The sequence below is a fragment of the Pseudomonas sp. S4_EA_1b genome (genome assembly GCF_016307435.1).
Classification (GTDB): Bacteria; Pseudomonadota; Gammaproteobacteria; order Pseudomonadales; family Pseudomonadaceae; genus Aquipseudomonas; species Aquipseudomonas rhodesiae.
The window spans coordinates 1-21101 of sequence record NZ_JAEILC010000063.1; the positions used below are offsets into that span (position 1 = coordinate 1).

Annotated in this window: 21 protein-coding genes and 2 pseudogenes; 10 read left to right on the top strand and 13 right to left on the bottom strand. The window is 62.6% G+C overall.

Features of this window, described 5'->3' with window-relative positions; translation table 11 throughout:
• Window positions 1–106: 106 nt before the first annotated feature.
• The 3 genes from YA0848_RS20700 to YA0848_RS20710 are packed head-to-tail and all read right to left on the bottom strand — an operon-like array spanning window position 107 to window position 2257.
• Window positions 107–1033, bottom strand: coding sequence for a FecR family protein (locus tag YA0848_RS20700; RefSeq protein WP_034096909.1), 927 nt, complete (start codon window positions 1031–1033; stop codon window positions 107–109).
• Between the two features lie 37 nt (window positions 1034–1070).
• Window positions 1071–1616 (bottom strand): RNA polymerase sigma factor, encoded by a 546-nt coding sequence (locus YA0848_RS20705; protein ID WP_034096908.1) that lies wholly within the window; start codon window positions 1614–1616, stop codon window positions 1071–1073.
• Entirely contained in the window at window positions 1613–2257 is a 645-nt protein-coding gene (locus tag YA0848_RS20710; protein ID WP_034096968.1) for a secretin and TonB N-terminal domain-containing protein, read from the bottom strand. Before YA0848_RS20710 ends, YA0848_RS20705 begins: the two co-directional genes overlap by 4 nt.
• 216 nt (window positions 2258–2473) lie before the next feature.
• On the opposite strand from YA0848_RS20710, the gene YA0848_RS20715 reads away from it, so the two are divergent.
• A complete protein-coding gene (locus YA0848_RS20715; RefSeq protein WP_047882885.1) occupies window positions 2474–2788 on the top strand; it encodes a hypothetical protein in 315 nt (104 codons plus the stop codon).
• A gap of 72 nt (window positions 2789–2860) precedes the next feature.
• On the opposite strand, the gene YA0848_RS20720 is transcribed toward YA0848_RS20715, so the two are convergent.
• On the bottom strand, window positions 2861–3928 hold the full coding sequence (locus YA0848_RS20720; RefSeq protein ID WP_034096906.1) for an NAD(P)-dependent alcohol dehydrogenase: 1068 nt from the start codon (window positions 3926–3928) through the stop codon (window positions 2861–2863).
• A gap of 146 nt (window positions 3929–4074) precedes the next feature.
• Here YA0848_RS20720 and YA0848_RS20725 point away from each other — a divergent pair, with 146 nt between their 5' ends.
• The 3 genes and pseudogenes from YA0848_RS20725 to YA0848_RS20735 all read left to right on the top strand — a co-directional run bounded on the left by YA0848_RS20725 (window position 4075) and on the right by YA0848_RS20735 (window position 7259).
• Complete coding sequence (locus tag YA0848_RS20725; protein WP_047882884.1) at window positions 4075–4971, top strand: VOC family protein; 897 nt, start codon at window positions 4075–4077, stop codon at window positions 4969–4971.
• Window positions 4968–6359: an alginate export family protein gene (locus YA0848_RS20730; protein WP_047882883.1), complete on the top strand. Its 1392-nt coding sequence runs from the start codon at window positions 4968–4970 to the stop codon at window positions 6357–6359. Before YA0848_RS20725 ends, YA0848_RS20730 begins: the two co-directional genes overlap by 4 nt.
• An 81-nt stretch (window positions 6360–6440) precedes the next feature.
• A pseudogene (locus YA0848_RS20735) lies at window positions 6441–7259 on the top strand (alpha/beta fold hydrolase).
• 43 nt (window positions 7260–7302) lie between these two features.
• On the opposite strand, the gene YA0848_RS20740 reads toward YA0848_RS20735, so the two are convergent.
• The gene (locus YA0848_RS20740; RefSeq protein WP_047882910.1) at window positions 7303–7689 is read right to left on the bottom strand and encodes a DoxX family protein; all 387 of its coding nucleotides are present in this window, start codon (window positions 7687–7689) and stop codon (window positions 7303–7305) included.
• A gap of 160 nt (window positions 7690–7849) precedes the next feature.
• Between YA0848_RS20740 and YA0848_RS20745 the strand changes: the two genes are divergently transcribed.
• A complete protein-coding gene (locus YA0848_RS20745) occupies window positions 7850–8848 on the top strand; it encodes an NAD(P)H-quinone oxidoreductase (RefSeq protein WP_034096901.1) in 999 nt (332 codons plus the stop codon).
• A 122-nt stretch (window positions 8849–8970) separates the two neighbouring features.
• Here the strand turns inward: YA0848_RS20745 and YA0848_RS20750 are convergent, their stop codons facing one another.
• The 3 genes from YA0848_RS20750 to YA0848_RS20760 form a co-directional block, all read right to left on the bottom strand.
• Entirely contained in the window at window positions 8971–10095 is a 1125-nt protein-coding gene (locus tag YA0848_RS20750; protein WP_040267957.1) for an alkene reductase, read from the bottom strand.
• An 81-nt stretch (window positions 10096–10176) separates the two neighbouring features.
• Window positions 10177–10854 carry a type 1 glutamine amidotransferase domain-containing protein gene (locus YA0848_RS20755; RefSeq protein WP_169903879.1) on the bottom strand — a complete coding sequence of 226 codons (678 nt, stop codon included), beginning with the start codon at window positions 10852–10854 and terminating at the stop codon, window positions 10177–10179.
• Window positions 10851–11480 carry a TetR/AcrR family transcriptional regulator gene (locus YA0848_RS20760; protein WP_034096898.1) on the bottom strand — a complete coding sequence of 210 codons (630 nt, stop codon included), beginning with the start codon at window positions 11478–11480 and terminating at the stop codon, window positions 10851–10853. Before YA0848_RS20760 ends, YA0848_RS20755 begins: the two co-directional genes overlap by 4 nt.
• 173 nt (window positions 11481–11653) lie before the next feature.
• On the opposite strand from YA0848_RS20760, the gene YA0848_RS20765 reads away from it, so the two are divergent.
• On the top strand, window positions 11654–12598 hold the full coding sequence (locus tag YA0848_RS20765) for a GlxA family transcriptional regulator (protein ID WP_047882881.1): 945 nt from the start codon (window positions 11654–11656) through the stop codon (window positions 12596–12598).
• Here the strand turns inward: YA0848_RS20765 and YA0848_RS20770 are convergent.
• Complete coding sequence (locus YA0848_RS20770; protein ID WP_034096896.1) at window positions 12576–13082, bottom strand: GNAT family N-acetyltransferase; 507 nt, start codon at window positions 13080–13082, stop codon at window positions 12576–12578. The two genes, YA0848_RS20765 and YA0848_RS20770, sit on opposite strands and share 23 nt — an antisense overlap.
• A 178-nt stretch (window positions 13083–13260) precedes the next feature.
• On the opposite strand from YA0848_RS20770, the gene YA0848_RS20775 reads away from it, so the two are divergent.
• Window positions 13261–14133, top strand: a complete 873-nt coding sequence (locus YA0848_RS20775; RefSeq protein WP_169903880.1) for an undecaprenyl-diphosphate phosphatase — start codon at window positions 13261–13263, stop codon at window positions 14131–14133.
• A 365-nt stretch (window positions 14134–14498) separates the two neighbouring features.
• On the opposite strand, the pseudogene YA0848_RS20780 reads toward YA0848_RS20775, so the two are convergent.
• The 3 genes and pseudogenes from YA0848_RS20780 to YA0848_RS20790 form a co-directional block, all read right to left on the bottom strand.
• A pseudogene (locus YA0848_RS20780) lies at window positions 14499–14660 on the bottom strand (helix-turn-helix domain-containing protein); the annotation flags it as partial.
• A gap of 46 nt (window positions 14661–14706) precedes the next feature.
• Window positions 14707–15534 carry a glutathione-dependent disulfide-bond oxidoreductase gene (gene yghU, locus YA0848_RS20785; protein ID WP_034096894.1) on the bottom strand — a complete coding sequence of 276 codons (828 nt, stop codon included), beginning with the start codon at window positions 15532–15534 and terminating at the stop codon, window positions 14707–14709.
• Window positions 15535–15578: 44 nt separating this feature from the next.
• On the bottom strand, window positions 15579–16814 hold the full coding sequence (locus tag YA0848_RS20790; protein ID WP_123480806.1) for an MFS transporter: 1236 nt from the start codon (window positions 16812–16814) through the stop codon (window positions 15579–15581).
• A 97-nt stretch (window positions 16815–16911) separates the two neighbouring features.
• On the opposite strand from YA0848_RS20790, the gene YA0848_RS20795 reads away from it, so the two are divergent.
• Both YA0848_RS20795 and YA0848_RS20800 read left to right on the top strand, forming a co-directional pair.
• Window positions 16912–17874, top strand: coding sequence for an AraC family transcriptional regulator (locus tag YA0848_RS20795; protein WP_169903881.1), 963 nt, complete (start codon window positions 16912–16914; stop codon window positions 17872–17874).
• A gap of 99 nt (window positions 17875–17973) precedes the next feature.
• A complete protein-coding gene (locus tag YA0848_RS20800) occupies window positions 17974–18570 on the top strand; it encodes a glutathione S-transferase family protein (RefSeq protein ID WP_034113008.1) in 597 nt (198 codons plus the stop codon).
• Between the two features lie 137 nt (window positions 18571–18707).
• Here the strand turns inward: YA0848_RS20800 and YA0848_RS20805 are convergent, their stop codons facing one another.
• On the bottom strand, window positions 18708–19475 hold the full coding sequence (locus tag YA0848_RS20805) for an SDR family NAD(P)-dependent oxidoreductase (RefSeq protein WP_040267950.1): 768 nt from the start codon (window positions 19473–19475) through the stop codon (window positions 18708–18710).
• Window positions 19476–19611: 136 nt separating this feature from the next.
• Here YA0848_RS20805 and YA0848_RS20810 point away from each other — a divergent pair, with 136 nt between their 5' ends.
• Window positions 19612–20760 (top strand): aldose epimerase family protein, encoded by a 1149-nt coding sequence (locus YA0848_RS20810; protein WP_047882877.1) that lies wholly within the window; start codon window positions 19612–19614, stop codon window positions 20758–20760.
• The last annotated feature ends 341 nt before the right edge of the window (window positions 20761–21101 follow it).

Below are 21101 nucleotides of genomic sequence, written 5' to 3' on the forward strand. Positions count from 1 at the left end.
CAAGCCCCCTCCCACAGTTGGACGTGTTCAAACAGTTCAAAAGGTGGGAGGAGACTTGCCCTCCCACAGTTAAATTCCTCTGGGTCAGAAAGGGATCACCCAACACTCAACTCAGCAACACCACCCCACCCGGCAACTCCGTGCATTTGGCCCCGTAGGCATCGCGGATCAGCAGGGCCACACCGGCCAGTTGCTGCAAGCTGAAACGCGCCTGCACGCGGCGCTGGCCGAGTTGTTTGTTGAGCAGCACCAGCATGCCCGGCCGGTAGCGGTTGATCTCATCGACCACAGTGGCCAGGGTGGCGTTGTTGAACACCAGCACCTGCTCGCGCCAGGCCACCACGGCCTGGGTGTCCACCGTCTGGGGTTCGCCCAGGCCGGCGGCGCCATAGGTGAGCTGCAGGCCGCTGTCCAGGCGCACGTTACGTCCGCCGACGTCCACCGACAACGCGCCGTCCAGGCAGGTCACGCAGACATTGTGGTCGGTGTGCCGCACATTGAAACGCGCCTGCGCCGCGCTGATCCAGCCGGCACCGGCCTGGACCTTGAGCGGCTGCGCGGCGCGGGCGATGACTTCCACTTCGCCTTCAAGCAATTCGATGCCCTGCCCGACCCGGCTGATGCGGGTCTGGGTGTTGAGTTCCAGGCTCACCCCGTCACTCAAGGCCACGTGCCGTTGCTCGCCGACGTCGGTGCGGTAATCCGCCGTCAACCCAGCCAACCCGCCGGGCACGCCGACATGCACCATAAACGCCGCCGCCGACGCCGCCAGCGCGCCGCCGAGAAACGCACGGCGCCCCATAGACCGTGGGCGCTCGGCCTGCTCGGCGGCCACGCGTAATTGCTGCCACAACCCTTTGGCCTGTTCAAATGCCTGGGCATGCGCAGGGCTCTGGGCGCACCACGCTTTGAGCGCTTTGGCATCGGCCACGGTGGCGCGGCCCGAGGTCAGCAGGACCAGCCAGTCGCGGGCTTCATCGTGCAAAGGTTCGGCAGGCGTTTGCCGGGCGGTGGGAAAGCGGAAAATATTCAAGCGCGCACATACTCACGGTTTTATCAGGGACTCAACACTAAGACGGTTTTCCGGCGCCGGGACCGAACCGCTGAATCGCTTTTCTTTCCAGGCGCTTGGCACAGTGGCCGAGGGCAGCCTTGATTTCTTTCTCGACCATGCGCGTGGAAATGCCGAAACGCTGGGAGATTTCCAGGTGCGGCGCCTCCTCCAAGCGCGCCGCGATAAGGATCTTGCGGCGCCGCGCCGGCAGCTCGTAGAGGGCCTTGACCAGGGACTGGATTTCTTTCTGGCCGCCCACCACCCGCAACGGGTCCTGGGCTTCATCGGCACTTTGCAACAGTTCTTCCACCTCGCTGCCGGTAAGCAGGCGCGCATCCGCCTGACGACGGTCGGCGGCGATATTCAAGGCCATGCGGTACAGATAAGCATTGGGTTGCGCCAGGTTGGGCGGCACTTGCATGCGGTCCACCCGCAGGTAGGTTTCGTGCAGCACGTCGTTGGCCAGGTCCTCCGAGCCCAGGCGCTTGCGCAGGCGGACTTTGAAGTCCTCATAGGAGGCCAGGAACAAGCTGACCATCGTGCTGTGCCCGGTATCTTTCATCCGCTCCAGGCTCCTTTTGCTGCTGTGCATTCCATGCGTGTTCCTGTTGTGTCGGGCATTAAAAGCAACGTTACCGGTTGGCGCAGCGAACTGGGCGCCGGGCGCTCGACCCGGGTAGCGGCCAGGCTGCGAACCAGAGCGTCATCGCGTTGTTCATCACCGGTGGAGCTGACCAGCCGGCTGTGTTCGATCAGGCCATCGCGGTTGACCCACACCTGCACCAGCGCACGAAAACTGCCGGGGCGGGTCAGGGGCGAACGGCACAGGCTGGCCTCGATGGCCTGTTGCAAGGCCGTGGCATAACTGTTGTTGATCCGCGCCGCCTGACGCGCCGCCGCGCCTTGGGTGGGCGTCGGCGGGCTGATCTCGGGGATCTGCAAGGTAAACGCATCGCTGCGTGCATAACGGGCCATCAGGCCACTCCCTGTCAGCAACATCGCCAGTGCGTCCTGCGCGGTGAAACGCCCGCGCACCGCGATGGAACGCCGGCCCCGCGTCAACTCGCGGTCCACCAGCACCGCCATGCCGGTGGCGCGGCTGTAGGCTTGCAGGGCGTGTTCCAGGTCCTGCGCCGGCAGGTTCAGTGTCAGCAGCGGCGCATCGGCCTGGGCCACGCCGCCACCGGCCAGCAGGCAAAGCAAGGCCAGGGCGCATACGGCGCGCCGCCAGGCCCTTTGTTCACCCCACGCTTTGCCTCGCTGCACGGTCGACGCGCCCTAGAAAACCGTCATCCTGAGGCCAGTTTATGAACCTGATGTTACGGTCAAAGCAAAAAAAACATCACGGTGACGTAAGGCGCGCTGCACTAGACTGGCGAGCGTGAAAGCCATTGCCCACGACCCGCCAGGAGGCCCTCGATGAAACGCTTGATGTGCATTGCCAGCCTGTTGCTGTGCGCCACACTTGCCTCACTTGCCCACGCCGCCGCCCCCCCAGCCAATGGCTGCGCCGAGGTAACGGTGGATGGGTATAAAGCGCCCGACTATGCCTGCTTGAGCCAGCAGATGGGCAACGACACACGGGCGGCCAAGGCGGCCAGCAAGAACCGTGAAGCGCAGAACATCGGGGTGGATAAACGGCCGCCGAACAAAGTGGGCCTGGCCACCCCGGCAGCGACCAGCGTGCGCATGGGCAATACCTTCGGCACCTCGGGCAAACCACAGCGGCCTTGAATTATTCGATAACTGTTTGAGCCAATCAGACCCCCTGTGGCAGGGGGTCTAGAGGGGTTGGCAGATTGAGTTTCAAGCCGCGTGGCTTTCCTTTTTCAAGCTGTCCATATCGATCACGAAGCGGTACTTCACGTCGCCCTTGAGCATGCGCTCATAGGCTTCATTGATGCCCTGGATGTCGATCATTTCCACGTCCGAGACAATCCCATGCTTGGCACAGAAGTCCAGCATGTCCTGGGTTTCCTGGATACCGCCGATCAGCGAACCGGCCAGGCTGCGGCGTTTAAAGATCAGGTTGAAGACCGTCGGCGACGGGTGCGGGCTGTCGGGGGCACCGACCAGGGTCATGGTGCCGTCGCGCTTGAGCAGGTTGAGGAACGCATCGAGGTTATGCGGCGCGGCTACGGTGTTGAGGATGAAGTCCAGGCTGTTGGCCACGGCGGCCATTTCGTCCGGGTTCTTCGACACCACCACTTGGTCGGCACCCAGGCGCAGGCCGTCTTCGCGCTTGTTCGGCGAGGTGGTGAACAAAGTCACATGGGCGCCCATGGCATGGGCAATTTTCACTGCCATATGGCCGAGGCCACCAAGGCCGACCACGCCGACTTTTTTGCCCGGCCCAACCTTCCAGTGATGCAACGGCGAATAGGTGGTGATGCCGGCGCACAGTAGCGGCGCCACGGCGGCCAGGTTGCTGGCATCGTGGGAGATGCGCAGCACGAATTTCTCCTTGACCACGATGTTGTCCGAGTACCCGCCATAGGTGTTTTCACCACCGAACACCGGGCCATTGTAGGTGCCGGTAAAGCCGTTCTCGCAGTACTGCTCCTCGCCCTCGGCGCACGATGCACAGTGCTGGCAGCTGTCGACCATGCAACCGACGCCCGCCAGGTCGCCGACTTTGAAATTCTTCACATTGGCGCCCACCGCCGTCACGCGGCCGACAATTTCGTGGCCGGGTACCGAAGGGTAAAGGGTGTTGTTCCATTCGTTGCGCGCGGTGTGCAAATCGGAGTGGCACACGCCGCAATAGAGGATGTCGATCTGAACATCGTCCGCCCCTGGCGCGCGGCGCTCGAAGGTAAAGGGCTTGAGCGAATCCTTGGAGTCCCGAGCGGCGTAGCTGTAAGTCTTGGCCATTTCGTTCACCTATGTGATCTGACGTTGGAGGTCAGTGGACTAGCATAGACGCTGAAACGTTCAACCGAGCACGCCCGTACAATTCCCCCTGCGCACCGGCGCCTAACCTCACGGCTTTCGATCATCTAGAACGCTGGAGAATGGGCATGGTTAACAAAGCAATCAGGGCAAGCCTGGCAGTCACGCTGCTGGCCGGCGCAATGATGGGCAACGCATTCGCGGCGACACCAAGCGTGGCCGTAGCGCCGCAATATGACACCAGCCACGTGTACGTCGCCCCGGCGGATGTGGATCGGTTTGCCCAGAGCTTTCTCGCCACCTTCGGCGGGAAAAGCACGCTCCAGGTGGTGGTAAACGTGTTGCCGGTGCCGAGCAGCACCACTTCGCAATTGCTGCAGACGCCGGCCGGCACCGTGTCGCTGTTCGGCTTTACCACGCCGATCCCGCACCCCTTCGGCCAGGAACGCAACGGTTATCTGGTCAAGGACATGGACGTGGCGCTCAAGGCCGCGCGGGCAAACGGCGCGGCGGTGATCGTCAGCGACTTCCCCGACCCCATCGGCCGCGACGCCGTGGTGCAGTGGCCAGGCGGTGTGAACATGCAGCTTTACTGGCACACCAAGACCCCGGACTACGCCGCGTTCCAGACCGTGCCGGAAAACCGCGTGTACCTGTCCGCCGACCGCGCCGATGAGTTCATCAAAGCCTTCCTGGGGTTTTCCCACGGCAAAGTTCTGGGTGATGACAAACACGCACCCGGCGTAGAGGTGGGCCAGGCCAACGGCACCTACCGTCGCGTGGACATCGAGTCGCCGTTCGGGCGCATGGCGGTGCTGGTCACCAACGGTCAACTGCCCTACCCGTTCGGGCATGAAACCACCGGCTATCAAGTCGCCGACCTGAGCGCCACCCTGGGCAAGGCCACCGGTTCCGGCGCGAAGGTGCTGGTGCCGACGTTCGACGGCAAAGGCCGGCGCAGCGCACTGGTTGAATTCCCGGGTGGCTACGTCGCCGAGATTCACCAACTCAACGCGGCCCAATGATTCGTCGTACGGGCTGGAGCCTGGCCGTGCTGTGGCCGCTGCTGGTCGGCAGCGTCCACGCCGACCCGCAGCCGGCGCGCCCGACGATCAAGACCAATCGCTGGCAGGAAGACTGGTCGGTACTCAAGGATCCGGCGCTGCGCACGCAGCCGCTGGACAACCTGAAGTACATACCCTTGTCCAGCGCCAACCCGTTCACCTACCTGTCGTTGGGCGCGACGCTGCGCGAACGCTTCGAGATGAACGACGCCAGCGGTTTCGGTGTGAAGAACGTGGCCCGCGATCGCTATTTGATCCAGCGCTTTCAGGTACACGCCGACCTGCACCTGAACGAACACTGGCGACTGTTCACCCAGCTTGAAGATGTGCGGGCCTACGACAAAACCACAGTGGGCGGGGCCGACCAGAACCGCGTTGACTTGCGCCTGGCGTTCGCCGAATACGTGAAGCGCTTCGACAGCGGTACCCTGAAAGCTCGCGTAGGGCGCCAGGACTTTGCCTTCGACCTGCAGCGTTTTATCTCATCGCGGGACGGGCCGAATGTGCGCCAGTCGTTCGATGCGCTGTGGGCCGACTGGGAGACGGCGGACTGGCGTTTTATCGGCCTCGCCAGCCAACCGGTGCAGTACCAGGACGGCCGGCACTTCGACGACAAGTCCAACAGCGACGCGCGCTTTCACTTACTCCGGGTGGAGCGCCTGGTGGGCGGCAAGAATGAGCTGTCGGCCTATTACGGCGTGTACGAACGCAGCTCCGCGCACTACCTGGACGCGGACGGCAACGAAACCCGCCACCTGGTCGACGCACGCCTGGGCGGCGCGGCCATGGGGTTTGACTGGGACATCGAAGGGATGCTGCAAAGCGGCGCGGTGGGCAGCAAGGATATTCGCGCCTGGGCCGGTGGCAGCCGCACTGGCTACACGTTCGACAGCCTGGCCTGGAAACCGCGCATCGGTCTGCAACTGGACATCGCCTCGGGCGACCGCAAGAGCGGTGACGGCACGCTCGGTACGTTCAACCCGCTGTTCCCCAATGGCTATTATTTTTCCCTGGCCGGCTACACCGGGTACAGCAACCTGATCCACGTCAAGCCGTCCATCACCGTCAAGCCGATCGACAAGCTCAGCGTGCAAACCGCCATCGGCTTGCTCTGGCGCCAGACCACCGAGGACGCGGTCTACACTCAGCCCAACCTGCCGGTCGCCGGCACTGCGGGCCAGGGCGAGCGTTGGACCGGGGCCTATGCACAACTGCGCACCGACTATGCCTTTACCGGCAACCTCAGCGGCGCCGTGGAGGCGGTGCATTATCAGGTCGGGCAAACCCTGCGCGACGCCGGTGGCGATGACAGCAACTACCTGGGGGTCGAACTCAAGTTCAGTTGGTGACCCTCAAGCAAGCACAGGCGTACAAGCCGCCCATTCGCTTTACCCCAATAGTGACGGTTTTCACCCACCCAGGAGTTTTCCATGAGCACATTCGTTGCCAAAGACGGTACCCAGATCTACTACAAGGATTGGGGCAGCGGTAAGCCCGTGTTGTTCAGCCATGGCTGGCCACTGGATGCCGATATGTGGGAATACCAGATGGAATACCTCAGCAGTCGCGGCTACCGCACCATCGCCTTCGACCGCCGTGGTTTCGGCCGCTCCGACCAGCCGTGGACCGGCAACGACTACAACACCTTCGCCGATGACATCGCGCAACTGATCGAACACCTGGACCTGCGCGACGTGACGCTGGTCGGTTTCTCCATGGGCGGCGGCGACGTAGCGCGCTACATCGGGCGCCACGGCAGCGCACGGGTTGCCGGCCTGGTGTTGCTGGGTGCGGTCACGCCGATTTTCGGCCAGGCTGCGGATTACCCGCAGGGCGTGCCGGCTGAAGTGTTCGACGGAATCAAGGCCGGCCTGCTCAAGGATCGCGCGCAATTTATCGCGGACTTCAACACGCCGTTCTTCGGCCTGAACAAAGGCCAGACCGTCTCCGACGGCGTGCTGTCGCAGACCCTGCAGATCGCCATGCTGGCGTCCCTCAAGTAGACCGTGGACTGCGTCAGCGCGTTCTCGCAAACCGACTTCCGCGCAGACATGGCCAAGGTCGATGTACCGACCCTGGTGATCCACGGCGACGGTGACCAGATCGTGCCGTTCGAAACCACCGGCAAGGTGGCCGCCGAGATGATCAAGGGCGCCGAGCTGAAGGTGTACAAAGACGCCCCCCACGGTTTTGCCGTGACCCACGCCCAGGCACTCAATGAAGACCTGCTGGCATTCCTGAGCCGCTGAAACACCCTCTCGTTTTGGCCGGGCTTGCCCGGCCTTTTTTTGCTCAAGAGAAACGCTGGCCCACCACCAACCGCCCAGGCCCGGCGATCAGAAGACTGGTGAAGATGATCAGCAGCAGCCAGCCGAATTGGCCCTCCAATAGCGTCCACTCCGGATGCACCACCAGCATGGCGATCACCAAAACGGCAATGATCGGCAGGCACGCCAGACGCACCAGCACCCCGGCCACGATCAGCAGCGGGCACAGCACCTCGGCGAAAATCGCCAGCCCGAGGGTCACGTGGGCACCGAGGTGGAACGGGTCTTCGATAAGCGTCAGTTGTTCCCTGTAGTGCAGCACCTTGGGCAAACCATGCACCCACAGCAGAAACAGCGCCCCGCTCACGCGCAAAAAGAGCAACCCGAAGTCCTGGTTTTTGCCGTCATTCATATATGCTTCCTGTTCGTTGGCCTTTTGGTGCCACCGATGGTGCGGGCAGATGCACACCCACGCTTGCAGCCTTGTGCTGACCTGCTCACCGTCGCGCGCTGAACCGCCGGCCGCTTGGCGCGGTCCCACCCCATACGCTCATCGCTGCAGGAACGTTCGAATGACACTCCCAAAAGAAATGACCTTGATCGAAATCACCACCCCCGGTGGCCCCGAGGTGCTGCAACCGCGTCAGGCGGCGGTGCCAGAGGCTGGCCCCGGTGAGATTCTGATTCGTGTGCACGCCGCCGGGGTCAATCGCCCCGACGCTCTGCAACGCGCCGGCAAGTACCCGATGAAACCGGGCATGAGCCCGATCCCCGGGCTGGAAGTGGCTGGGGAAGTAGTGGCGCTGGGCGACGGCGTTAGCGAATACGCCATCGGCGACAAGGTCTGTGCGCTGACCAACGGCGGCGGTTATGCGCAGTTCTGCGCGGTTCCGGCCGGCCAGGCGTTGCCGATCCCCGAAGGCATGGACTGGATCCAGGCCGCCGCCGTACCGGAAACCTTCTTCACCGTCTGGGCCAACCTGTTCGGCCTGGGCGATGCCCATACCGGCCAGCGCGTGCTGATTCACGGCGGCACCAGCGGTATCGGCACCACCGCGCTGATGCTGTGCCGCGAGTTTGGCATCCAGGCGTTCGCCACCGCCGGCAGCGCCGACAAATGCGCGGCCATCGCCAAACTCGGCGCCGAACCGATCAATTACCGCGAGCAGGACTTCGCCGATGTCATCGCCCAACAGACCGACGGCCATGGCGTAGATGTGATCCTCGACATCATGGGCGCCTCGTACCTGAACAATAACCTCAAGTCCCTGGCCATGGACGGGCACCTGGTGATGCTCGGCTTCCTCGGCGGCGGCAAAGCCCATGACGTGGATCTGCTGAGCATCCTCGCCAAACGCGCGGTGATTACCGGTTCCCTGCTGCGCGCACGCACCGGCGCGGAAAAAGCCGCCATCGCCGAGCAACTGCGCGAGTACATCTGGCCGGTCCTCACCGCCGGGCGCTGCCTGCCGATCATCGACAAGGTCTACCCCTACACCGACGCCGCCCAGGCCCATGCGCGGATGGAAGGCGGCGATCATATCGGCAAGATTGTGTTGCAGGTCGCCTGATTCAAAAACACTACAAACCAATGTGGGAGGGGGCTTGCTCCCGATAGAGGTGGGTCAGTCAATGATGCTGTGACTGTCCTATCGCTATCGGGGGCAAGCCCCCTCCCACATTGTCCGCGTGATTATCTGAGGTAGGTGGGGTAGTCGATATAGCCCGCCTCACCGCCACCGTACATCCCCTCTTCCCGCAGCGGGTTCAACGGCCAGCCATTGAACAGGCGCTGGGGCAGGTCCGGGTTGGCGATAAAAGGCCGACCGAACGCGATCAAATCCGCCAACCCCGCCTGCACCAGACGCTCGCCGCGTTCGGCGGTGTAGCGCCCGGCGTAGATGATGCGGCCGCTGAAGGTGCTGCGTACCGCTTCGCGGAAGCTGTCGGGCAGGTCCGGCGCGTTGTCCCAGTCGGCTTCGGCGATGGACACATAGGCAATCCCCGATTCTTCCAGCACCTTGATCGCTTCGATGTAGGTGTGATGGGGGTCTTCTTCTACCAGGCCGATGTACACGCGGTCCTGATCGGTGCCGCTGAACAGCGGCGAAAAACGCACGCCCAGGCGTTCCGGGCCGACCACTTTGCACACCGCTTCGACAATCTCGCGCAGGAAGCGCAGGCGGTTGTGCAGCGAGCCGCCGTATTGGTCGTCGCGGGTGTTGGAATGGGCCGAGATGAACTGGTTGACCAGGTAACCGTTGGCCGAGTGGATCTCCACGCCGTCGAAGCCGGCGTCCAGCGCATTGCGGGCCGCTTGGGCGTACTGCGCGACTAATTCTTCGATTTCCAGCGTGCTCAAGGCGCGCGGCACCGGCGGTTGCTTCAGCTCGCCGACGCCCGGGCCGGTCTGGATAAAGGCTTTGGCCTGCAAGGCCGGGAGCGCGGAGGGTGCCACCGGTGCCGCACCGTCCGGTTGTAAGGCGTTATGGGATACGCGGCCCACATGCCACAGCTGGGCAAAGATCACCCCGCCGTCGGCGTGCACCGCATCGGTGACTTTGCGCCAGCCATCGATCTGGGCCGGTGAGTAGATACCCGGCGTCCAGGCATAGCCCTGTCCGCGCGGTTCGATCTGGGTGCCTTCGCTGACCATAAAGCCGGCGCTGGCACGCTGGCGGTAATACTCGGCCATCAGCGCGGTGGGGATGTCGCCCGGTTGCGCGCTGCGCTGGCGGGTCAGGGGCGGCAGCACGACGCGGTTGTTCAAGGTGTGATGCCCGAGTTTTACCGGGGTGTTCAAGAGACTGTCAGTCATTGCGTTATTCCAAATTCGAGGCGAACAAAAGCATTGGCGACTCGTTGGAGTCGCCAATGAATACAGCGCAGGGGGGTTAACTTAAGCGGTGAGTTTCAGCAGGGCCTTGGCCACATCGGCAGAGCTGGCCGGGTTCTGGCCGGTGATCAACAGCCCGTCCTCAAGCACGAAGGACGACCAGTCGGCGCCCTTCTGGTAGTGGCCGCCGAGCTTCTTGAACTCATCTTCAATCAAGAACGGCACCACTTCGGTCAGGCCCACGGCAGCTTCTTCGGCGTTGGAGAAACCGGTGACGCGACGGCCCTTGACCAGCGGCTCGCCATTGACCGCCTTGACGTGGCGCAACGCCCCCGGTGCGTGGCAGACAAAACCGATGGGCTTGCCGGCGCGCTCGAAGGCCTCGATCAGTGCGATGGAGGTCGGCGACTCCGCCAGGTCCCACAACGGGCCGTGGCCGCCTGGGTAGAACACCGTGTCGAAATCGGCGGCGTTCACCGAATCCAGCTTGACCGTATTGGCCAGCGCCTGTTGCGCGGCCGGGTCGGCGGCGAAACGGCGGGTCTGTTCGGTTTGCGCATCCGGTGCATCGCTGACCGGGTCCAGCGGCGGCTGGCCACCGGCTGGGGATGCCAGCACCAGCTCGGCGCCGGCGTCCTTGAACACGTAATACGGCGCGGCAAACTCTTCGAGCCAGAAGCCAGTCTTGCGCCCGGTATCGCCGAGCTGGTCGTGAGAGGTCAGTACCATTAATACTTTCATTTTCCAGTGCCTCGATCGGTGTGAATGTCAGTGTGTTCGGGGCCGCCCAACAGGTGCTGGGTCAACCCGAGCGCCGCGTCGAACGGCGCCGATGTACGGGTGATTTTGCTCATGACGCTGCTGCCCAACCACAACGCATAAAGACGCTGGGCCAGGTGCTGCGGGTGCTGCGTAAAGCTGAGGGAGCCGTCGTCGATGCCACGTTGCAGCGCCACCCCTAGTAAATCGATGGTGCGCGACGTACCGCGTTGCAACGCCAGACGCATCGGCTCTGAAAGGTCTGACACCTCGGCACCGAGTTTGACGGCAAGGCATTTGCCCGCATCGGTGCAGCCGGTCTGGTTGTCGATCCAGGCTTGCCAATAACGCATCAATTTGGCGTGCTGGCTCAGCCCCGGCTGATCGAACAGTTGCTGCATGCCCAGTACGTAATGGTCGAAGTAGGTGTCGAGCAACACCACGCCGAACGCGTCCTTGGAATCGAAGTAGTGATAGAACGAGCCTTTGGGCACATCGGCGGCCTGCAGGATTTCGGTCAGCCCAACCGCGGAAAAACCCTTGCGCCCGACAATCGCTTGCGCGGTTTGCAGAATCGTCTGGCGTGCGTCTTTACTGGGGTTGCTCATGCTTCACTCCTGCCGATTAGACCAGTCGTCTAGTGCGTGGAGCCATGGTAGGAGGCAGGCCGGATGCCCACAATGTCAGATCCGCAAGGATTCCGGACATGCTATCCACGCCAGTTGCCGTTTACTCGGTACACGCCGACAATCCCCCCTCACGCGCCCCTTGGAGAATGACGATGCACAGCGTTGCGCTGATGGTCTACCCGAACTTCCAGTCCCTGAGCCTCAGCCTGGGTTCGGTGTTCGAGTGCGCGAACCTGATGCGCGGCGAGCCGGCCTATGAGTTTCACTTGGTATCGGAAAGCGGCGGCGCGGTGATGACGTCCCAGGGCTTTTCGGTGAACACCTCGCCGATTCGCCCCCAGGGCTACGACACGCTGATCGTCAGCGGTTATCTGGAATTCCGCCTGCCGGAAGCCAACCTGCTGGACATGGTCAAGGCCGCGTCCGCGCAATCACGGCGCGTGGCCTCGCTGTGCATGGGCATCTTCGTGCTGGCCGAGGCCGGCCTGCTGGCGGGCAAGCGCACCACCACCCACTGGATTCACGCGCCGGCCTTTCGCAAGCGCTACCCGGACATCCGCCTGGAAGACGACAAACTGTTTGTGGTGGACGGCCAGGTCTGGACCGGCGCCGGCATGAGCGCTGGCGTCGACATGGCCTTGGCCATGGTGGAAAACGACTTGGGCAGCGACCTCGCCCGGCGCATCGCACGCAAACTAGTGATCGCCCAGCGCCGTGGCAGCGAGCAGTCACAACTGTCGGCGCTGCTGGAACTGGACCCCAAATCCGACCGCGTGCAGTTGGCCCTGGCCTACGCCCGCGAGAACCTGACCCATGACCTCTCCGTGGAGGCATTGGCCGATGTGGCGCGGTTGAGCCCGCGCCAGTTCAGCCGAGTGTTCCGCGAGGAAACCGGGCAAACCCCGGCCAAGGCCATCGAAGCCCTGCGGGTGGAAGCCGCGCGGGCGCTGATGGAAACCAGCCGGCACCCGGTGGAAGTGGTGGCCCGCGAGACCGGTTTCGGTGATCGCGAGCGCATGCGCCAGGCGTTTCTACGGGCGTTCGGCCAGCCGCCCCAGGCGATGCAACAGGCGTTTAATGCAGCGCCGCTCGGGTAATCAAAAAGCTCAGCAGTTGCGGGTCGTCATCCAGCTCAAGCATCTGCACTGGGCGTGGCAGGTTATCCAGCACCGTGCGCCAGAACGCCTGTGACACTTCATCCTGATCATAAAAGCGCACCAGCCAATTTGTCTGGCCGCTGCAGAGCACCTGGTTGGCAATGGCGCGGCCGATGCCTTTGCGGCGGTAGCGCTTGAGAATAAACAGGTCAGCCAGCTCCAGCGCGTCGATGCCGGGCAGCTCGCTGTCTTCGATCAGCAGGAAGCCGGCGATATAGCCGTCCACCAACAGCAGGTTGGCGCTCCAACGCGGGTCTTGCCAATAGCGGGCCAAGTGTTCGTCGTGAATGTAAAAACGGCCATCGGCCTCGACATCTTCCTGCTCCCAGTCCGACGACTCGTAGGCGTAGTACTGGTAGAGATTGCGGATCAACTCGGCCTCTTCGGGGCCGGTCTGGATCAATTCCACGGTGGTTTCAGGCATAGGGCGCTCAGTCAGAAAAAAACAGGGCGCCATTGTTCACAAAACCCCGGCAGGGGCCAAGCGCGCGGCGAACCTTTCTGCTGGCTGAACGGATCGCAGTTAGCCATGGCCTCGGCCAAATTCTTGAAACATTTCGAATAGACTTCGCCGGTTCGCCACTTTTTCAAGGACACGCACTTTGACCAACGTCTGTACCGCCGGCCTGGATGTAGGCTTCGCCTCTCTGGATTACTTGCAGATTTTCATCCTGGGCGTGATCCAGGGCATTACCGAGCTGCTGCCGGTGTCCTCCACGGCCCATATGCGCGTAGTACCCGCCCTGCTCGGCTGGCAAGACCCCGGCTCGGCGTTCTCCGCCGCCATGCAGTTGGCGGCGCTGGCGGCGGTGGTCAGCTACTTCTGGCGCGATGTGCGCCAGGTGGTCAGCGGCAGCATCGGTGCAGTACGCCAGGGCGACTACGACAGCCCGTTGTTCAAGCTGGCGGTGGCGATTGTGCTGGCGACGGTGCCGATCTGCATCGCCGGATTGGCGTTGTCCTCGACCCTGAACGCCTGCAACTCGCCGCTGCGCGGACTGATGGTGATCGGGATTTCCTGTGTGGTGATGGCGGTGCTACTGGCGGCGGCCGAGCTGCGAGCCCGGCATACCCGTGAGGTCAGCCAGATGCGCCTGCGGGATGCGCTGATCGTCGGTGTCGCGCAGATTGGCGCGTTGATTCCGGGCGTATCGCGTTCCGGCTCGACCCTCACTGCGGCGCTGTTCCTCAACTTCAAACGCGAAGAAGCTGCGCGCTTTTCCTTCCTGCTGGGCCTGCCGGCCATCGCCCTGGCGGGGTTGAAGGAGCTGTGGGTGCTGCTGCACGCCGAGCTGCCTGCCCATGCCTGGCCGCATTTGCTGTTCGGGCTGGTGGTGGCCAGTGTCTCGGCCTTCTTCGCGATCTGGGGCCTGATGAAATTCCTGGAGCGGTTCTCCACCTGGCCCTTCGTGATCTACCGCGCGCTGCTGGGGGTGTTCCTGATTGTGGCCGTCAGCACCGGGCTGCTGAGTTGATATAAAACCCGTCTCAACCCGGCATAAATCTTATGTGGGAGGGGGCTTGCCCCCGATGGCGGTGGATCAGCTAAGTAGATGTCAACTGACACTCCGCTATCGGGGCAAGGGTATCTACGCAACCTTTCAGACCCTGACAAATCTCCCTGTGGCGAGCGGGCTTGTCCCGCGCTGGGCTGCGCAGCAGCCCCAGTCAAGAAGATCGCGGTGTATCAGACACTCTGTAGAGGCTGGTTTTGGGGCTGCTGCGCAGCCCAGCGCGGGACAAGCCCGCTCACCACGACAGCCCTATCCGCCGCGCTTTTAGCGTTGAGCCAACGTTGTGTAGGTACCTACGGCTATCGGGGGCAAGCCCCCTCCCACATTTATGCACCGCAAAAATCTGCAGCATTCAGCCCGAACCGACTCATCTTGTTGTACAGACCGCCCCGGGACACGTTCAGTCGCCGGGCGGTCAGGCGGATGTTGCCGCCGGTGCTTTTGAGAGCGGTGACGATGGCATGCCTTTCGTGGCTGCTCAGGTCCTGGCCCCGGTAACGGTAGGAGCGGCTTGCCCTCCTACCGTGTTGGCCTTCAGTCCAAGTCGCTCGCGTCATGGCGTTCGGGCAATTGTGCATCGCCCGAGACCCGATTCACCCGCCGCCCACGTTGCACCGCCGGCCGCGCATCAATGGCGTCCGCCCAACGCAGCACATGTTTGTATTCATGCACCGACAGAAACTCCGCTGCCTCATACAGACGACCTTTCACCAACCCGCCATACCAAGGCCAAATGGCAATATCGGCGATGGTGTATTGATCGCCGGCGATGTACTCGCTCACCGCCAGGCGCTTGTCGAGCACGTCCAGTTGACGCTTGGTTTCCATGGCGAAACGGTTGATCGGGTACTCCATCTTGCTCGGCGCATAGGCATAGAAATGCCCGAAGCCACCGCCCAGGTACGGCGCGCTGCCCATCTGCCAGAACAACCACGACAGGCATTCAGCCCGCGCCGCAGGCTCAGTGGGAAAGAACGCGCCGAATTTCTCGGCCAGGTACTGCAGGATCGCGCCGGACTCAAACACGCGAATCGGCTCAGGGCCGCTGTGGTCCATCAGCGCCGGGATCTTGGAATTGGGGTTGACCTCGACAAAGCCACTGCCGAACTGATCGCCGTCACCGATCTTGATCAGCCAGGCGTCGTATTCCGCACCGCTGTGCCCCAGGGCCAGCAACTCTTCCAGCAGGATGGTGACCTTCTGCCCATTGGGCGTGGCCAGGGAATACAACTGCAGCGGGTGCTTGCCCACCGGCAGTGCCTTGTCATGGGTCGCGCCGGCAATCGGCCGATTGATACTGGCGAAGGTGCCGCCGCTTTCGGTGTCCCAGGTCCAGACTTTAGGGGGTACGTAGTCGGTCATGCTTACGGCTCCAGAGGCATTGGCTATCAACTGAGCGCGTCAGACTAAACCAAAGACCGGGGGTGCGTCACACTCCCCTGCGCGTTATGCACGGGCACCCGCACACGCAGTGCGATCAACAATGCGGCCAGTAACATCAAAATACCCGCGCCCAGAAATACGCCGCCGATACCCGTGAAACTGAACATTGCGCCCCCGCCAGCGGCGCCCGCCGCGATTGCCGATTGCACCGACGCCACCACCATGCCACCGGCACTTTCCGCCTGATCGGGAACCGCACGGGCCACCCAGTTCGACCACGCCACTGGCACGCCACCGAAGGCCATCCCCCACAGCGCCAGCAGCATCGCTTGACCAGGCAATGACGCGGGCAGCAACACCAGGGCCAACGCCGCAACCCCCACCAATACCGGCATCAGCACCAACGTGCCGCGCGGGTTACGTACCAGCAACCCGCCGGCCAGCAGCGTACCAACGAAATTCGCCGCGCCGAACCCCAGCAACATCAGCGCCAGGCCCTGGGTCCCGACGCCCGTGGTGCTTTCCAGAAACGGTCGGATATAGGTGAACAGCGCAAAATGTGCGGTATGCACCAGCACACAGCCGAACATGCCGATGGCTATGCCCGGGCGCAACAGCACCTCCAGCACGGTGCGCAAGCGCGCCGTGCCATTGGGGGCCAGGCGTGGCAGCGTGATGAACTGGAACGCCAGGGTGACCACCCCCACAGCCGCAGCCGCGATAAATGCGCTGCGCCAGCCATACAGACCGCCAAGATAGCTGCCCAGCGGAACGGCGACGACGGTGCCCACGGCAATGCCGCTGAAGATGATCGACAGGGCGCGCGGCAGCGACGCGGCCGGCACCAGGCGCATCGCCACGGCCGCCGCCATGCTCCAGAACCCGCCGAGGGCAATACCCAGCAGGATGCGCATCAACAACAGCACCACCAGGCTGGACGAGAACGCCACCAGCAGGTTGGACGCAATCATCAGCGTGGAGAACCCCAACAGCACCAGGCGCCGGTCGATGCCGCGCGTCAGGCCGGGCACCAGTAACCCGGCGAACAAAGCCACCACCGCCGTGACCGTGACCGCTTGGCCGGCCAATGCTTCCGACACGCCCAAATCCAGGGCCATCGGCGTCAGCAGGCTGGCCGGCAGGTATTCGGCCGTGAGCAGGCCGAACACCCCCATCGCCAGGGAAAACACCGCCATCCAGGCCGGAGTGCTCGGTTCAACCCCGCAATTGACAGGGGCGTGGGACACACAATCATTCATCACAAGACATCCTCAGGCTTTAGCGAGACGATCAGTCTAGGTATCACCATCTGGATGATCTATGATTCAAACCCTTAACTTTTTGACCGAAACCCCGATGCCAACCGACACCGCGTTCACGCTGTCTTCCGAACTGATCAACGAACTGCTGCGCAGCATGCGCCTGCGCGGCGTGCAATACCGGCGCATCCAGGCCGGGCCGGTGTTCGGTATCGGCTTTGCGGCTAAACCGGGTCACGCGTATTTCCATTTCCTGGCCGCCGGCTGCGCGACCTTGCGAATGGAGGACAGCAGCCTCTTTGAACTGTCGGCGGGTAATGCGGTGTTTATCGCCCACGGTGGCGCGCATGCGCTGCTATCCCAACCGGATGCCCCCGTGCAGGACATCGCCAGCTTCGACGCAGCATCGCTGGGCGATACCGTGTGTGCCGTCAACGCCTCGCCCGATGAGCCTGCCAATTCCCTGCTGTTCAGCGCCTGCATGGAGTTCGAACTCGACAGCATCCAGGGCCTGGGCAACCTGATGCCGGCCTTGATGCTGATCGACGCCGGCGGCCAGCGTTACCCCGGCCTGATGCCGATCCTGGCAGTGATGGAGCGCGAAGTTTCCAGCGCCCGCATCGGCTATGCCGGCATCCTGGCGCGTCTGGCCGATGTGGTGGCAGCGATGATCGTGCGCGGTTGGGTCGAATGTGCGTGCGCCAATGCGTCGGGCCTGGCAGCCGCCTTGCGCGACAACCGCCTGGCGGGCGCCCTGCTCGCCCTGCACCAGCAACCGGGCCGCGACTGGAGCGTGGCCGAGCTGGCGGCACACTGTCATACCTCGCGCTCGGTGTTCGCGGACCGTTTCCAAGCCACCCTGGGGGTGCCACCGCTGCGTTACGTAACCGAACTGCGCATGCGCCTGGCCAGTCAATGGTTGACCCTGGAACGCCTGCCCATCGAAGAGGTGGCGTACCGCCTGGGGTATACCTCACAGGCCGCTTTCAGTCGCGCCTACAAACGCTTCACCGGGCAACCGCCGGGGGCCAGCCGCCAAGGTTTCAGAAGCCCGGCATAAGACATGCCTCGTCGACCGACTGAGCCATGCAAGCATTGCGCGGGGCGACCGAGGAACCTTAATCTCCAAACCCATCACCCTGACAGCAATGGAGGCTTCATGAAACTGATCGGTATGCTCGACTCGCCCTACGTACGCCGCGTCGCCATTTCTCTGGATCTGTACGGGGTGGATTTTGTACATGAGCCCTTGTCCGTGTTCCGCACCTTCGACGAATTTGCGCAGATCAATCCGGTGGTCAAGGCCCCGACCCTGGTGCTGGACGATGGCACGGTGTTGATGGACTCCAGCCTGATCCTGGAGTACCTCGAAACCCTGGCTCCGGCTGACAGGAAGTTGTTGCCCCAGCAGCCTGGCGCACTTGCCCGCGACCTGCACATCCTTGGCTTGGCCCTGGCAGCTTGTGAGAAAAGCGTGCAGATCGTTTACGAGCACAACTTGCGCCCGGCCGAGAAGCTGCACGCGCCGTGGCTCGAACGCGTCAGCGGGCAGTTGCTCGCGGCCTATGGGTTGCTGGACAAACAGTTGGGCGACAGCGAAGCGCTGACCCAGGCGTCGATTACAGCCGCCGTTGCCTGGTCGTTCAGTCAGTTCACGGTGGCCTCGGTGGTCCAGGCCGATGCGTTTCCCAACCTGCAACGGCATGCCGAGCGGCTGGAGCAGCATCCGGCGTTCAAGCGTTACCCGATCGCCTAAGCGCCGCAGTTCAAATGTGAGAAGGGGCTGGCCCCCGATGGCAGTGGGTCAGTCACTGATGCATTAGCTGACCCACCCTCATCGGGGGCAAGCCCCCTCCCACATTGATCTGGGTTGTTTGAACTGCAGTGTTCGGCTCAGACCCAGCCGCCATCAACGATAAAGTTCTGCGCCGAACACATCGCCGACGCGTCGGAGGCCAGGAATAGCGCCATATTGGCGATATGTTCCGGCAGTACGCTGCCGGGCAGGCACTGGCTGCGCGCGATCAGGTCCTTGGCGGCGTCATCGACCCACATGGCCAGCTGTTTTTCGGTCATCACCCAGCCCGGCACCAGAGTGTTGACGCGGATGCGGTCCGGGCCCAGCTCGCGGGCCAGGGCACGGGTCATGCCGTGGGCGGCAGCTTTGCTGGCGGCGTACACCGGGTAGCCGGCGGAGGCCATCATCCAACCCACCGAACCCAGGTTGATAATCGAGCCGCTGCCGGCATTTTTCATCATTGGCACCACAGCCTTGGCCGCAAAAAACGCATGCTTGAGGTTGACCGCGATAAGCCGGTCGAAGGTGTCCGAGTCAACTTCTTCCAGGGTGTGACGCACATCGTTGGCGGCGTTGTTGACCAACACGGTGATCGGGCCGAGGGACTGTTCGAAGCGCCCGATGGCGGCCTTGTAGGCGATCTCGTCGGTGATGTCGCAGCAGACAAACTCCACCGCGTCCCCGCGTGAACTCAACAGCGCCGCCAGGCGTTCGCCCTGGCTTTGCGCGCGATCCACAAAACCAACCTTGGCGCCCTGGGCGGCAAACGCGCGAACCATGAATTCGCCGATCCCGGAGGCGCCCCCAGACACCAATACAGTCTTGCCCTTGAGGTCGGGGTAAACGGCGTGCTCAGTACTCATACAGTGATGCCTCGCTTAATTAGTCTTATTTTATTTTACGAAACGACGGTTAAAGGCTATAAATTCGCTGTCATAACGACAAAATATCGCTATTAGTAGAACTATTCCACTCAAAACAACAAAAGGAAGTTCGATCATGAAGCACCCTCGATACCTGCTCTCCGGCCTGGCGCTGTCGATGCTGATCGCCAGCGGCGGCGTTCAGGCGGCCGGCTTGTCCAGCGAGCACAAACCCTTCGGTAAAACCAACGACGGCACGCCGGTCGAACAGTACATCCTGCGCAACAGCCACGGCATGCAAGCCACAGTGATCACCTACGGCGGCGTGCTGCAGTCGCTCAAAGTGCCGGACAAGCATGGCAAGGTCGACGACGTGGTGCTGGGCTTCGACGACGTGCAAGGCTATCAGAGCGGTACCGCGTTTTTCGGCGCCACCATCGGACGCTTCGGCAATCGCTTGGCCGGCGGTGCTTTCGAACTGGACGGCAAGCGCTACCAAGTGCCCCTCAACGACGGCCCCAACTCGCTGCATGGCGGCGCCCAGGGCTTCGACAAGCAGGTGTGGAAAGCCGAGCCGGTCAAGGACAAAGATTCGGTCGGCGTGAAGCTGAGTTACCTGTCCAAGGACGGTGAGATGGGCTTCCCCGGCAACCTGACCACCGAGGTCACCTACCGCCTTAACGACAAGAACGAACTGCACATCGACTACAAAGCCAGCACCGACAGACCGACGGTGCTCAACCTCACCAACCACAGCTACTTCAACCTCGCGGGCGCGGGCAACGGCGATATCCTCAAGCAGGTCGCGACCTTGCACGCCAGCCACTACACCCCGGTGAATGCTACGTTGATTCCGACCGGTGAACTGGCGCCGGTCAAGGGCACGCCGATGGATTTCCTCAAGCCGACGCCTATCGGTCAGCACATCAAAGAAGACCATCCGCAGCTCAAGTTTGCCGAGCCGAAACAAGGCGGCTTTGACTTCAACTGGGCCCTGGACACCCAAGGCGACGTCAAGCAACTGGCTGCCGAAATCCACGACCCCGAATCCGGTCGGCGCTTGCAGCTGTACACCAGCGAACCGGGCGTGCAGTTCTACACCAGCAACTTCCTCGACGGTTCGGTGAAGGGCAAAGCCGGCAAGACGTACCTGCACTGGAGTGGGTTTACCCTGGAGACCCAACACTTTCCCGATGCGCCGAACCAGCCCAAGTTTGCCTCGACCCGCTTGAACCCTGGGCAGACCTACACCCAACATACGGTGTTCAAGTTCAGCGCTGATTAACACCGCTTTACTGTGGCAGGGCTTGCCCCCGATTGCGGAGTGTCAGTCTGCATTTTTGCTTCTGATATACCGCTATCGGGGGCAAGCCCCCTCCCACCTTTTGATTTCACATGACCAAGGCTCAGCGTTGTTTCATGGGCTCGATCACCGCTGCCAGCACCAGCATCGATCCCCCTCCCAGCTTTTGATTTCACATGACCAGGGCTCATCGCTGTTTCATGGGCTCGATCACCGCTGTCAGCAACAACATCGAACAGCCTTACTGTGGGAGGGGGCTTGCCCCCGATTGCGGAGTGTCAGTTTGCATTTTTGTTTCTGATCTACCGCTATCGGGGGCAAGC